Raw genomic sequence first — 12,961 nt, forward strand, 5'->3', positions numbered from 1 at the left:
CTTCAGAGCACACCGAGCACGAGATACAGACACAGCATGACACCCATGAACCCCACCACGGCGTTGATGGCCATGGCGGCCTTGGTGTTGTAGCCGGCGGGGATGTCCATCTCGTGCAGCGTGTCCAGGAAGTGCCTGTGCTGCAGCACCGAATAGACCTCGATGAAGGCGCCGAGGAGGATGAACCCAATGCCACCGACGAAGGACAGGTGGCGCTGGGCCCCGAGCACGCCCTGCACGCCGAGGAGCTGCATGTAGAGGCCGAAGCGCTCGACCACGAAGCCGAAGGCCATGAGGGAGATGCCTGTACGGTTCCAGGCGAAGAGAGTGCGTTCCGCAGCGAAGAGTACGCGCGGGTCCGTCTGTCCGGTCATGATATCCTCCTTGTCGGCGACGGCGCGCTACATGGCCCCGCGCCCCAGATTCACGCCCGTGGCCTCGGCCGCGCGGATGAGCTGATGGTCCATGGGCACGGTGCGGCACAATCCGGCCAGTTCCGAGAGGGGCACCAGCAAAATGTCCGGGGTCTTCAACGCCACCATGGTCCCGAAATCCCCGCGCGCGGCCGCGTCCACCGCCGCCGCGCCCAGCCGAGTGCCCAGCACCCGGTCGAAGGCCGTGGGAGAGCCGCCGCGCTGGATATGGCCCAGCACCGTGGTGCGCACTTCCAGCGGAATGCTTTCGCGAATCTGGTTGGCCAGATGGAATCCGATGCCGCCCAGCTGCTCCACGCCCTGCAGTCTGGTCCCGGCCGTGCCCTGGGTGATGCGTTCGCCGCCCTCCTCCCTGGCGCCCTCGGCCACCATGATGATGCTGAACGGGCTCTTGCCGCGAATGCGATGCCGGATCTTGGTCACGACATTGTCCAGGTTGTAGGGAATCTCCGGAATGAGGATGATGTGCGCTCCCCCGGCAAGGCCCGCCTCCAGGGCAATCCATCCTGCATTGCGGCCCATGACTTCAAGGATCATGACCCGGTCGTGGCTGCGGCCCGTGGTGTGCAGCCGGTCCATGGCGTCGCAGGCCACCTGCACGGCGGTCTGGAAGCCGAAGGTGTAGTCCGTGCCGAAAAGGTCGTTGTCGATGGTCTTCGGTATGCCGACCACGGGCATGCCCATCTGCTGGAACTTGTATCCCAGCTCCAGGGTACCCTCGCCGCCGACCACGAAGAGACAGTCCAACTCCAGGGAGCGAAAGGTCTCCATGGCCTGGGCCGAGAGGTCGCGGACCACGATCTCCCCCCGGTCGTCGAACTCGCGGTAGGCGAAGGGGTTGCCCTTGTTGGTGGTCCCGAGGATCGTTCCGCCCAGGGTCAGGATGTCCTTGGTGCTTCTGGTGGTCAGTGCCATGGTCCGGTTGAAGACAAGACCGTCGAAGCCGTCCTCCAGGCCCACCACCTCGGCCCCGTACTGGATGATGGCTGTCCGGGTCACGGCCCGGATCACGGCGTTGAGCCCGGAGCAGTCTCCCCCGCCGGTCAGAATTCCCACACGTTTCAAAGCCATGTTTCCCCCTGAAATGATCTGTGATTCCATGAAATTCGTCCTACATGTGGCCGCGCCGCGCGTCCATCCCCGCCAGGGGGAAATGGAGATGGCGGGGTGGAGGTGGGAGAAAACGTAGCGCTGTTTGTACTCTGGTAGTGATCTGCACGTATCCACCTTGCTTACCAGGCTGTATTGAGGATCACGTTACGCCATGATACCAAGCCATTATGACACTTCAGAGGGCCTGGCACTTCAGCACGAAGAATTGGATTCCAAATTCCAGCCGGTCCACGCCATGACTCCGAAAACTTGCAGCACGCCACGGCAGCACGCGGAACTTCTCAAAACAATTCAGCGATCTAAAATTCGAACGTCACCCCATGACTACCTTACACGGAGATTGGCCCATGACAGAAATCATCATTTACGAAGACCCTGAAGCGACCACGGCGGTGCAGGTCACGCTGGACGGGGAGACCGTGTGGCTGACCCAGGCCCAGATGGCGGAACTTTTTCAGGTCCGTCCACAAAACATTACCATCCATCTCAAAAACATCTTTCGCGATGGGGAGTTGGAAGAACCGGCAACGTGTAAGGATTTTTTACAAGTTCAACAGGAAGGTTCGCGCAAAGTTCAGCGGTCGCGCAAAATGTACAATCTCGATGTCATCATCTCCGTCGGCTACAGGGTCAACTCCAGACGTGGCGTGCGCTTCCGGCAATGGGCCTCGTCCGTGCTCAAGGACCATCTGCTCAAAGGGTATTCCCTGAACCGCCAGCGGCTTGGCGAACGCGGGCTGGAAGAGGCGCAGGCCGCCCTCGACCTCATGTCGCGGACCCTTGCGGCCAACGCGCTGGTGGACGACACCGGCCAGGCCGTGGTCGCCCTGATCGCGCGATATGCCAAGACATGGCGGCTGCTCCTGCAATACGATGAAGACCGGGTGCCCATGCCCGAGGGATGCAGCCCTGCCCGGGGCGTTCTGGAGTGCGACAGGGCCAGGGCCGCCATCGCGGGGCTGAAGGCCGATCTGTTCGCGAGGGGTGAGGCCACCCAGCTTTTCGGGCAGGAGCGTGACGGTGCCCTGCCCGGCATCCTCGGCAACATCGAGCAGACCATGTTCGGAGAGGCCCTGTACGCCAGCCGGGAGGAAAAGGCCGCCCACCTCCTGTATTTCGTCATCAAAGACCACCCCTTCGCAGACGGCAACAAGCGCATCGGCTCCTTCCTGTTCCTGCTCTACCTGCAGCAGGAGGAAATGGCCCTGCGCATGGGCGACACGGCCCTGACCGCCCTGGCCCTGCTCGTGGCCGAAAGCCTCCCGAGGAACAAGGACCTGCTCATCCGGCTCGTCGTCAACCTGCTGGCGGAATCGTGAGGGCAGAAGCTGACAGGCGGACGATTTTCCTCTGACCGGCCAAAGCCTCTTCAACGCAAGCACGCGATCTGAGGCAACGGCGCGAACTCGGTTCGCGCTTCCCTCAGCGAAACAAAAAATGGCCTGCCGATGCGTCACACCGGCAGGCCCTCTTTTTTTCTCAATCCGGGACGCCGTCCCGAAGCCCTATCCCTCGGACGTGGTCGGGTCGATGATGGTCTTGACTTCGCTCACGCTGTTGGCCGGGAAGCCGCCCTTGGTGGCGTGCTCGCGCACGGCCTCCTCACTGGGGGCGATGTACACGCAGTAGATCTTGTCCGGCGTCACGAAGCTCTCGACCCACTGGATGGACGGCCCCATCTCCTGCAGCACTCCGCAGGAATGTTTGGAAATGCCTTGCAGGGTTTCGGCGGACATGCTGCCCGCGCCGGGGATCTCGCGCTCGATGATGTACTTCGGCATACAGTCTCCTCTGGGTTGAAAGTCCATGTTCGGTAGATGGAACATATACGTGCAAAAGTCCTTAGCCCATCATACAAGAATGCGGCCAAAATCGCGCCCTTTTCCAAACATGGCCCAGCGCCTGACTTTCCGGCGCATTTCGGACGCCTCGCGCGCCAGCGAAGTCCATGCATGCGGACACGCCTGTTTCCAAATCGAACAGATCAAATCCCGCTATTGTATCAAAAAGAAACACGCACACGCCTGAAACAAGCACCCTTGCCCTGTCCGGGATTCTCTCGCGCTTGACCTCGCTTCGTCTGCCTCAATGGCGCCTTCCGATCATTCCAGCGCCTGATCCAGGTCGGCCAGGATGTCGTCGATGTGCTCGATCCCGACGGAAAAGCGGACCAGATCCGGGGTGATGCCCCCTGCGGCCTGCTCCTCTTCCGAGAGCTGGGAGTGGGTGGTGCTGGCCGGATGGATGGCCAGGCTCTTGGCATCGCCGACGTTGGCCAGATGCGAAACCATGCCCAGGCGGCCGATGAAATCCCGCCCCGCCTCGAGCCCGCCCTTGACCCCGAACACGACCATGCCGCCGAACCCGCGCGGGAACATGGTCCGGGCCAGATCGTAGGAAGGGTCGCCCGGCAGGCCGGGATAGCGCACCCAGGACACCTTCGGGTGCCCGGCCAGAAATTCGGCCACCTGCAACGCGTTCTCGCTGTGCCTCTCCATGCGCAGGGCCAGGGTTTCGAGGCCCTGCAGGAAGATCCAGCAGTTGTCGGGCGAGAGGCACGCGCCAAGATTTCTGAGCGGCACCAGGCGCATGCGCAGAATGAAGGCCAGATGATTCATCTCTCCGAGATCATGGGCGTAGCGCATGCCGTGGTAGGAAGAGTCCGGCTCGTTGTAGAGGGCGAACTTCGGGTCGGTCCAATCGAAGCCGCCCCCGTCGATGACCGCGCCTCCGATGGCCGTGCCGTGCCCGCCGATCCATTTGGTGAGCGAATGCACGACAATGTCCGCCCCGTACTCCAGGGGCCGGAACAGGTAGGGCGTGGTGAAGGTCGCGTCCACCACCAGCGGCAACCCGTGCTCGTGGGCAATGGCGGACAGGGCCTCTATGTTGGCCACGTCCAGGGCCGGATTGCCGATGACTTCGGTAAAGATGAGCCGGGTGCGTTCGTTTATGGCCGCACGCACGGCATCTGGATTATGGATGTCGACGAACCGGGTGGTGATCCCGGCGTCGGGCAGGATGGCGGCGAACATGGTGTGCGTGCCGCCGTAGAGGGTCGAGGACGAAACGAGTTCGTCGCCCTGGCGGCAGATGTTGATGACCGTGTAATGGATGGCCGCCGTGCCCGAGGCCAGGGCCAGGGCGGCCTTGCCGCCTTCGAGCTGAGCCAGGCGGGTCTCCAGGACCTCCTGGGTCGGCCCCCCGAGACGGGTGTAGATGTTGCCCGCCTGACGCAGGGCGAACAGGTCGGCCGCATGCCCGGCATCCTTGAACAGATAGGCCGAAGTGCGGTGCACCGGGACGGCGCGCGAACCCGTGGCGTCGGGAGTGTAGCCACCGTGCAGGGCCTTGGTTTCAAATCGTTGCATGGTTCCTCCTGTCCGGACCCGAGCCGGAAAAAGCTGTTTATGCGGCGGTTATCATGAAAATTCCGTACGAAGCCAGCAAATTGGGCCAGAAACGGACCTCGCGCATGCCTCCGTCCCCGGACGGGTTCACGGCCAGGGAACGGGTGATTGAAAAGGGCACGGCCCGCGAATAGGCCCTGAAATCCTCAAGACTCAGCACCCGGATGTTCGGCGTGTTGTACCACTGATAGGGCAGCTCGGGCGTGACCGGAACATGCCCCGAAAAGGCCATCTGCAACCGGATCGGCAGACAGCAGAAATTGGGAAAACTGACGATGCCCCGGCGGCCGACCCGAAGAAGCTGCTGCAGGAGGGCCGTCGGTTCATAGGCCTGCTGCAGGGTCTGGGAGACCACGACATAGTCGAAGGCGTTGTCGGGAAACCCGGCCAGCTCCCTGTTGATGTCCCCATGGATGACGGACAGGCCCTGCGCGATGCAGGACACCACCTCGTCCTCGTCATGCTCGATGCCCAGACCGACGACATCCTTGGTGTCCCGCAGCACGCGCAGCAGTTTTCCGTCGGCGCAGCCAAGATCGAGCACCCGGCTGCCCGGCTCGATCCAGGAGGCCACTATGCGCAGGTCGAAACGCAGTTCCGGCAGATCCCGGCATTGCTCAGCATCCATGCAAACCTCCCAGAAAACCCCTGACAACGGTTTCAAGCCGCTCGTCCGGCAACAGGAACGCGTCGTGCCCCCAAGGCGCGGTGATCTCGCAAAAACTCACATCCTTGCCCAAGGCCTTGAGCACATCGACGACCTGCCTGCTCTGATAGGTCGGATAAAGCCAGTCGGAGGTGAAGGACACCAGCTGAAAACGCGCCGGTGTCGCGGCCAGGGCGCGCCGGGCCGGGCTGTCCGGGTTTGCAAGGTCAAGATCGAAATAGTCCGCGGCCTTGGTCACGTAGAGAAAGGCGTTGGCGTCGAAGCGTTCCACAAATTTTTTGCCCTGGTGATGCAGGTAGCTTTCGACCTGAAAATCGCCCTCGAAGTTGAAGGCAAAAGAGCCTTTGCGCAGCTCGCGGCCAAACTTCACGTGCATGGACTCGTCCGAAAGATAGGTGATGTGCCCGATCATGCGCGCCACGGCCAGACCCAGGTCCGGGCGCACGCCGTCGTAGTAGTCGCCGTTCTTCCAGTTGGGATCGCTCATGATGGACTGCCGGGCCACCTCGTTGAAGGCGATGGCCTGGGGAGAATGGCGGCTGGTGGTGGCCAGGGCCAGGATGCCGTCCATCATCTCCGGATAGGCCGCCGCCCACTGCAGAGTCTGCATGCCCCCGAGGGAGCCCCCGGTCACGGCCAGAAGGTGGTCGATGCCGAGGTGCCGAAGCAGCTCGCGCTGGGCGCGGACCATGTCGGGGATGGTCACCAGCGGAAAATCGAGACCCCAGTAGCGCCCCGTGGCCGGATTGATGGAGGACGGCCCGCAGGAACCCATGCAGCTGCCGATGACGTTGGAGCAGACCACGAAATACCGGTCCGTGTCGATGGGTTTGCCCGGGCCCACGTAATGCTCCCACCAGCCGGGCTTGTCGTCTCCGGCGTGATAACCGGCCACGTGGGCGTCGCCGGTCAGGGCGTGACAGACGAGCACGGCGTTGGACCGCTCCGCGTTCAGGGTCCCGTACGTTTCGTAGGCCAGGGATACTGGCCCGAGCTCCACCCCGCTGTCCAGGACCATGGGCGTCGGGGGATGGGCGAAAGTGAACGATTTGGACTGTACAGTGCCGACAGATGGCTGGGTCATTGAAATCTCCATGATTAAGGCAAGAGCCTAGCATCTATGAAGCCCCGGCGCGAAGGTCAAGGCCCATGCAACCCTCCCAACGTTCTGGCCCTCCCGGCGGCGACGTGATATGTAAGCCCGCACACGCGACAACATCCTGGAGGCAGCCATGCTCAGATCCGATATTCTTGACCGACTCGATACCGACACCACCTGGGACATGATCATCATCGGCGGCGGCGCCACGGGCCTTGGCTGCGGCGTGGACGCGGCCAGCAGGGGCTACAGGACGCTGCTCCTTGAAGCGCACGATTTCTCGCAAGGCACTTCCAGCCGCTCCACCAAGCTGGTGCACGGCGGCGTGCGCTACCTGCAGCAGGGCAACGTGGCCCTGGTCATGGACGCCCTGCACGAACGCGGCGTGCTGCTCCGAAACGCCCCCCATCTGGTCTACAACCAGGCCTTTGTCGTGCCGGACTACAAATGGTGGGAGCGCCCCTTCTACGGCGTGGGCCTGAAACTCTACGACATGCTGGCCGGCAAGCTCGGTTTCGGCCGTTCGCGCATACTGTCGCGCTCGAAAACCCTGAACATGATCCCCAACCTCGAACCCACGGACCTGCGCGGTGGAGTCATCTACTATGACGGCCAGTTCGACGACTCCCGCCTGGCCATCACCCTGGCCAAGACCATGCAGGATCTCGGCGGACTGCCGGTCAACCACATGGCCGTGACCGCGCTCCTCAAGGACGATGAGGGTCAGATTGGCGGCGTGGAGGCCCGGGACTCTCTGACAGGCAAAACCCGGCGACTGCGGGCAAAGGTCGTCATCAACGCCACAGGCGTGTTCGTCGACGACATCCTGCGCATGGACGACGCGGCCGCGCCCAAACTGATCGCCCCGTCCCAGGGCATCCATCTGGTGCTCGACAAATCATTCTCCCCCGGAGACACGGCCATCATGGTCCCGCATACGGACGACGGCCGAGTCATCTTTCTGGTGCCCTGGCACGGACGCGTGCTGGTCGGGACCACCGACGTGGCCCTGGACGGCCCGAATCACGAACCCCGGCCCATGGAGGAGGAAATCACCTTCCTGCTCGAACACGCTGGGCGATACCTGACCCGCGACCCGAAGCGCAGCGACATCCTGAGCGTCTTCGCGGGCATCCGGCCGCTGATCAGGGCCGAGGGCGAAGGTCGGACCTCGTCCCTGTCCCGCGATCATCATCTGACCATCTCCCAGGGCGGCCTGGTGACCATCGCCGGCGGCAAGTGGACCACGTACCGCAAGATGGGCGAAGACACGGTGAACCAGGCCGCGCGCTTCGCGGGCCTCCCCGCCCACTCCTGCAAGACCGAGAACCTGCCCCTGCACGGCTGGATGAACGGACTTGATCCCCGGGATCATCTCTCGGTCTACGGCAGCGACATCGAGGAAATCCGCGAAATGATCCGCCGCGACCCGGAACTGGGCAAGCCCCTGCACTACAAATTGCCCTACCTGCGCGCCGAGGTGGTCTGGGCCGTGCGCCGCGAATGGGCCCGGACCCTGTCCGACGTGCTGCGTCACCGCACGCGCGCGCTGATCCTGGACGCGGCCGTGAGCATGGTCATCGCCAGGGACGTGGCTGAAATCATGGCCCGGGAACTGGACCTGGGCAAGGATTGGATCGAGGAGCAGGTCAGCTCCTTTCGGGAGCTGGCGAGGACGTATCTGGCAGGCTGAAAACGGTCGCGGCGGGCATGAGGCCCGCCGCGATCCGACACGTTCAATCGAGAATCAGCGGGTCAATTTTCAAAAAGGGTCCAGGGAAAATCGGAATCCTCCAGCACCACGAGGGTCGCTCCGGGCATGTCGGCCTGAACTCCCGGGACCGCTTCCGGCCAGGCGAGGGTGATCAAACCGCCGCCGGCGGCCGAGGTCACGCCCACTATCGAATCCTCCACGGCCATGCAGTCGTCCGGGGCGCACCCGGCGCGTCTGGCGGCCTCAAGATAGGGGTCCGGCGCGGGCTTGCCGCTGGGCACATCGTTGCCGCAGACCGTGAACGCCATCAAATCCCACAGTCCCAGAGCGCGCAGATTGGCCTCGATGACGGGGGCCTCGCCGTTGGACACGGCCGCCTGCGTGACGCCCAGCTCATGCAGGCGCCTTACCGCCGCCACGGGACCGGGCCGCATCATCTCGGCACGCAGTCCCGCCATGTAGGCGCGAGCGCAGTCCGCCCTGAAATCCTCTTCGGTCAGTCCGGCGGGCAGGCGGCTCTCAAGAATGGCCCACTTCTCCGGCATGGTCTTGCCGAGCAGTTCGTCGTTGGCGGCCTCGGTCAAGATGTAGCCTCGGGCCGCGCACCAGTCGCGGATGACTTCGTAGTGCAGGCCCTCGGTGGTGATGAGCGTGCCGTCGATATCCCAGAAGACGGCCTTGGGCCGCTTGGTCAGATTCATTTTTCCTCCTGCTTGAATGCTTCCAGCGCGGCCAGGGCCCGGGCTGGAAAATCGGTGATTATTCCGGTCGCGCCCTCACGGGCCAGCCGGAGCATGTCTTCTTCACGGTTCACGGTGTAGACGTTGACCTCGAATCCGGCCTCGCGAAACGCCGCGATGCGGCCCGGAAAAAGGCCCTTGATGGACGGATGCAGCGCCACGGCCCCAAGACTTTGCAGCCTCGCGACTATATCCTGCGTGGAGGCGGCCATGGCCTTTTCGTCCAGGAGCAGACCCACGGACACTTCCGGACACAGCTTGCGGAACAACTCCAGGGAGTTCTGCCGAAAGGACGAGACCAGCACCCGCCGCGCAATCCCGGATGCGCGGATCAGCCCCACAACCTCACGCACCAGGCCGTCATCATCACCGCCGAGCATGTCCTTGATCTCGACGTTCACGGCAAGGCTGCTCTCGCTGGTCCAGTCCAGGGCCTCGGCCAGGGTGGGGATCTTCTCGCCCGCGTAGGACGCCAGCCGCTCCGGGCCGACCTCGCCGGACGCCACGGTGCCAAAGGGATCGCGCCGGGCGAACCAGCTCCCGGCATCGAGCTCACGGATCTGGGCCAGGGTCAGCCGGTCCACCACATGCGACGCCCGCACGGGCATGTTCGGCCGAAGGGCAATGTCCGTCACGCGGCGCAGGCCGTGATCGTGGGTGACAATGACTACACCATCGAGGGTGACGTGCACGTCCAGCTCCCAGCCGAAGGCGCCCTGCTCCAGGGCGGCCCGGGCCGCGGCCATGGTGTTCTCGGGGGCCGCGCTGCGCGCGCCTCGATGCGCCCAGACCTTGGGCGCGGAGGAAAGATTGGTCATGTGTGTGCTCCGTTGAGGGGGACGGCGGGAGGCAAGAATTGCGGACCGGACGATTGCCCTAGTCCTGCCCCGGACACTCCACCTTGGCCGAGATGTCCATTTCCCTTGGCCCGGCCGCCGTGTCCGAAAGGCGGTACCTGATGGCTTCGATCTCGTCCAGATTCTCGAAGAAGAGGTCAACGATCCTGGGGTCGAACATGCCGCCTCGTTCGCGCCGGATAAATTCCAGCACCTTTTCCTTGGGCCAGGCCTCCTTGTAGACGCGGTCCAGGGACAGGGCGTCGTAAACGTCGGCCAGGGCGCAGATGCGGGCCGGCAGGCTGATCTCCTCGCCTTTGAGGCCGCATGGATAGCCCGTGCCGTCCCATCGCTCGTGATGCTGCAGGGCGATGTTTCGGGCCTCGGCCATGAGCCTGCGGTCCGAGGTGTGCAGGATGCGCTGGCCGATGACGGTGTGGTGCTTGATGCTTTCGAATTCCTCGTCATCGAGCTTGCCGGGCTTGTTGAGAATGGCGTCGGGGATGCCGATCTTGCCGATGTCGTGCATGGGCGCAGCCGCTTCCAGCAGCAGGATGTCCTCCTCGGAGAGGCCGTACTTCTCGCCCAGCAGGGCCGAATAGGCGGCCACCCTGCGCACGTGGTAGGCCGTCTCCTGGGACCTGGTCTCGATGACCTCGCCCAGGGTGGAGAGCAGTTCGCGCTGGGTCTCGATCATCTCCCGATTGAGATTCATGATCTCGCGGTTGCCGTGGTTGATCCTGCGCTGTTTGAGCACGTTCATGACCAGCAGCGCGATGATCACGCCGAGGATGGCGATGACCGCCAGGGCCGAGAGGATGACCGAGCGGTGCTGTTCAAAGTACGACAGGGGGCGGTTCAGCACCAGCGCATCCCCAGGCAACAGGGATACCGGGATACCGAAGCGCTCCAGAGCGGCATAATCGTAGGTGTGCCGATTCACGCCCGCAAGCCCGCTGTACGCGGCCGGAGGGTTCTTTCCGGCCAGGCGGTCCAGCAGGGTGCGGGCGGCCTTCTGCCCATGCCCGAAAGCGCTGGTCACGCAGCCCCCGACAACACCAAAACCCAACTGAAAATCCCAGGCCGCATACACCGGCACGGGGGAGGCGGCGGCCACGGCGCGCGGGATCTCCTCGGCCGTGAAGACCTGCCCCGCCGCGTCCTGGAAATAGACCAGCAGATAGAGAAGCTCCCCCTGCCCGCGCTCCGTCGCGAAGCGGACGAGCCCGTCCCGGGTCATGGGCGGCACGACCTCGATCTCCACACGCCCGGCCAGCTCGCGGGTCTGCTCCAGGAATTCCCGCAGGATGGATTTGCCCGTGAGGGTGCCGTCGATCATGACGAAGACCTTGCGCGTGCCCGGATTCTGCCGCAGGGCCGCCTCCAAAGTTTCGAGGTGCGCCAGGCTCTCGATGATGATGTTCATGTCCCGGGCCCCCGGCGGGACGGACTTGAGGTCGTTGATGCCGCAGGCCGCCATGGGCGTGCCGGGGAACAGTTCGCCCCGGTGCATGGCCACGAAGTCCAGGGCGTGGTCGTCGGTCAGGATGACCCCGTCGAAGCGGTCCCGGCCGTACTTCTCCCGAAAGAGATCCAGCAGCCGGGCCTGGTACTCGGGCGAGTCGTGGTGCTTGGCGTCCATGTACTCCACGCGCCAGCGCGCCCGAACATCAGGGGCGTCGAGGACCGAGACGATCCCGGCGTGCATGTCCCTGGTCCAGGAATAGTCGGCGGCGTAGGAATGGATCACCAGCACCACGGGCCTGTCCGACTCGGAGGCGCGGACTTCCGGCGACGGATGGAAGAATGCCAGGACGGCGAAGATGGGAATCAGGGCTAGAAGAAGCTTCATGATTCCCTGAATAGCATCTCTTGCGCGCAGGGGGAAGAAGCGGGATGAAACTGAAGAGCCTAGCGCACTGTTTTTCGATACCGGCAAAGAAAGGCAGGTCTCGCGTCGAACAAAAAGTGTAAAAAAATGAAGATACCACTGTAAAAATTTATGAATTCCCTTGAAGAAAAGGATTCATAATTTTTAACCACCTGAAAAAAAATGGATTTCGCGCCATTGCCCGACATGCCCCGCCTACCCATGCTGGCACACGTTCGCGGGAATGATCCGCCTGCAAAAAGTCGTCATCCCCTTGAAGAAAGGGATCTACGCCTTTCTAACTATCTGAAAAGAATGGTTTCCCGCCTTCGCGGGAATGACAATCAGGTTCATCCACGACTCTTTGCAAGCGCGTCAGGAATGACACTCAGATTCTTTTGCGACTTATTGCAGTGTCGTAATTAAGCACAAATCTCATTATTTTTAATATTCTTTTTACGCAAAGATATTTTTTTCTGTATTATGTTGCTTACGGAAGAAATAAGTTCACTCTGTCGTATCGGCTTTATAATATAATCTGCAGCATGCATTTTGAAGCTCATATCAATTGTTTCAAGTGTTGGATAAGCCGTCATTATTATCACCTGAGTTTCAACTTCATTTCGATCAATTTTTTTCAAAACATCTAATCCACATCCATCGCTTAAAATAATATCAACAATTATAAGATCATAAACTGTCTCATTCATTTTAGACAGTGATTCCAATAAATTTTTTGACGTGCAGACATGGTTTCCTTTATCGGCAAGAAATTTATAGAATGTGAATCGAATTGATTCTTCGTCATCAATGACAAGTATGTTTGCATTCATGGCTATTTCAAACGAAAATTCATGAAGATATTCTTGTAAAAAATATTGTCGCAACACAAAGCCCGGGTCCGCATTCGAGCCCGCACTGCCTGGAAACCACCAAGCAAAGTCAATACAATATTCATACCAACAGAACGATGCCGCCAGAATATTTTCATTACTATAGAATAATTGAACTTTTTGATAAAAAATGGATGCGGGGAGAAAAATGGCAAAAAAAGCGTGTTGCATGCAACAAAATCGTT

At 61.7% G+C, this 12,961-nt stretch carries 12 protein-coding genes; 2 read left to right on the top strand and 10 right to left on the bottom strand.

The genetic code is table 11. The features are described 5' to 3' along the window. Nucleotides 1-2: 2 nt before the first annotated feature. Complete coding sequence (locus tag BMZ24_RS01560) at nt 3-374, bottom strand: YidH family protein (protein ID WP_092188584.1); 372 nt, start codon at nt 372-374, stop codon at nt 3-5. A gap of 27 nt (nt 375-401) precedes the next feature. Further along, complete coding sequence (locus BMZ24_RS01565) at nt 402-1,505, bottom strand: 6-phosphofructokinase (protein ID WP_092189507.1); 1,104 nt, start codon at nt 1,503-1,505, stop codon at nt 402-404. A gap of 389 nt (nt 1,506-1,894) precedes the next feature. On the opposite strand from BMZ24_RS01565, the gene rhuM reads away from it, so the two are divergent. Further along, nucleotides 1,895-2,866, top strand: a complete 972-nt coding sequence (gene rhuM, locus BMZ24_RS01570) for a virulence protein RhuM/Fic/DOC family protein (protein WP_092188586.1) — start codon at nt 1,895-1,897, stop codon at nt 2,864-2,866. 186 nt (nt 2,867-3,052) lie between these two features. On the opposite strand, the gene BMZ24_RS01575 is transcribed toward rhuM, so the two are convergent. From BMZ24_RS01575 to metX, 4 genes are all read right to left on the bottom strand, one after another. Next, on the bottom strand, nt 3,053-3,328 hold the full coding sequence (locus tag BMZ24_RS01575; RefSeq protein WP_092188588.1) for a DUF4242 domain-containing protein: 276 nt from the start codon (nt 3,326-3,328) through the stop codon (nt 3,053-3,055). A gap of 321 nt (nt 3,329-3,649) precedes the next feature. Then, nucleotides 3,650-4,918, bottom strand: coding sequence for an O-acetylhomoserine aminocarboxypropyltransferase/cysteine synthase family protein (locus BMZ24_RS01580; protein WP_092188590.1), 1,269 nt, complete (start codon nt 4,916-4,918; stop codon nt 3,650-3,652). A gap of 37 nt (nt 4,919-4,955) precedes the next feature. Next, nucleotides 4,956-5,585 (bottom strand): methionine biosynthesis protein MetW, encoded by a 630-nt coding sequence (gene metW, locus BMZ24_RS01585; RefSeq protein ID WP_244150259.1) that lies wholly within the window; start codon nt 5,583-5,585, stop codon nt 4,956-4,958. After that, on the bottom strand, nt 5,575-6,708 hold the full coding sequence (gene metX, locus BMZ24_RS01590) for a homoserine O-acetyltransferase MetX (protein WP_092188592.1): 1,134 nt from the start codon (nt 6,706-6,708) through the stop codon (nt 5,575-5,577). The genes metW and metX overlap by 11 nt, the downstream gene beginning before the upstream one ends. A gap of 148 nt (nt 6,709-6,856) precedes the next feature. Here metX and BMZ24_RS01595 point away from each other — a divergent pair, with 148 nt between their 5' ends. Next, nucleotides 6,857-8,416 (top strand): glycerol-3-phosphate dehydrogenase/oxidase, encoded by a 1,560-nt coding sequence (locus BMZ24_RS01595; protein ID WP_092188594.1) that lies wholly within the window; start codon nt 6,857-6,859, stop codon nt 8,414-8,416. A gap of 62 nt (nt 8,417-8,478) precedes the next feature. Here the strand turns inward: BMZ24_RS01595 and BMZ24_RS01600 are convergent, their stop codons facing one another. The 4 genes from BMZ24_RS01600 to BMZ24_RS01615 form a co-directional block, all read right to left on the bottom strand. After that, the gene (locus tag BMZ24_RS01600) at nt 8,479-9,138 is read right to left on the bottom strand and encodes an HAD family hydrolase (RefSeq protein ID WP_092188596.1); all 660 of its coding nucleotides are present in this window, start codon (nt 9,136-9,138) and stop codon (nt 8,479-8,481) included. Continuing rightward, nucleotides 9,135-9,995 carry a glycerophosphodiester phosphodiesterase gene (locus BMZ24_RS01605; RefSeq protein WP_092188598.1) on the bottom strand — a complete coding sequence of 287 codons (861 nt, stop codon included), beginning with the start codon at nt 9,993-9,995 and terminating at the stop codon, nt 9,135-9,137. The genes BMZ24_RS01600 and BMZ24_RS01605 overlap by 4 nt, the downstream gene beginning before the upstream one ends. Nucleotides 9,996-10,053: 58 nt before the next feature. Beyond that, entirely contained in the window at nt 10,054-11,865 is a 1,812-nt protein-coding gene (locus tag BMZ24_RS01610; RefSeq protein ID WP_244150260.1) for an HD domain-containing phosphohydrolase, read from the bottom strand. A gap of 440 nt (nt 11,866-12,305) precedes the next feature. After that, nucleotides 12,306-12,947, bottom strand: a complete 642-nt coding sequence (locus BMZ24_RS01615) for a response regulator (protein ID WP_092188600.1) — start codon at nt 12,945-12,947, stop codon at nt 12,306-12,308. Nucleotides 12,948-12,961: the final 14 nt, after the last annotated feature.

Source organism: Desulfomicrobium norvegicum (assembly GCF_900114595.1).
Lineage (GTDB): Bacteria > Desulfobacterota > Desulfovibrionia > Desulfovibrionales > Desulfomicrobiaceae > Desulfomicrobium > Desulfomicrobium macestii.

Bases quoted from the DNA above. Each gene is read 5' to 3' on its own strand.
- BMZ24_RS01605 (WP_092188598.1), bottom strand. From the start codon at position 9,995: ATGACCAATCTTTCCTCCGCGCCCAAGGTCTGGGCGCATCGAGGCGCG.
- BMZ24_RS01615 (WP_092188600.1), bottom strand. From the start codon at position 12,947: ATGCAACACGCTTTTTTTGCCATTTTTCTCCCCGCATCCATTTTTTAT.
- metX (WP_092188592.1), bottom strand. From the start codon at position 6,708: ATGACCCAGCCATCTGTCGGCACTGTACAGTCCAAATCGTTCACTTTC.
- BMZ24_RS01575 (WP_092188588.1), bottom strand. From the start codon at position 3,328: ATGCCGAAGTACATCATCGAGCGCGAGATCCCCGGCGCGGGCAGCATG.
- BMZ24_RS01580 (WP_092188590.1), bottom strand. From the start codon at position 4,918: ATGCAACGATTTGAAACCAAGGCCCTGCACGGTGGCTACACTCCCGAC.
- BMZ24_RS01565 (WP_092189507.1), bottom strand. From the start codon at position 1,505: ATGGCTTTGAAACGTGTGGGAATTCTGACCGGCGGGGGAGACTGCTCC.
- BMZ24_RS01595 (WP_092188594.1), top strand. From the start codon at position 6,857: ATGCTCAGATCCGATATTCTTGACCGACTCGATACCGACACCACCTGG.
- BMZ24_RS01600 (WP_092188596.1), bottom strand. From the start codon at position 9,138: ATGAATCTGACCAAGCGGCCCAAGGCCGTCTTCTGGGATATCGACGGC.
- BMZ24_RS01560 (WP_092188584.1), bottom strand. From the start codon at position 374: ATGACCGGACAGACGGACCCGCGCGTACTCTTCGCTGCGGAACGCACT.
- metW (WP_244150259.1), bottom strand. From the start codon at position 5,585: ATGGATGCTGAGCAATGCCGGGATCTGCCGGAACTGCGTTTCGACCTG.
- BMZ24_RS01610 (WP_244150260.1), bottom strand. From the start codon at position 11,865: ATGAAGCTTCTTCTAGCCCTGATTCCCATCTTCGCCGTCCTGGCATTC.
- rhuM (WP_092188586.1), top strand. From the start codon at position 1,895: ATGACAGAAATCATCATTTACGAAGACCCTGAAGCGACCACGGCGGTG.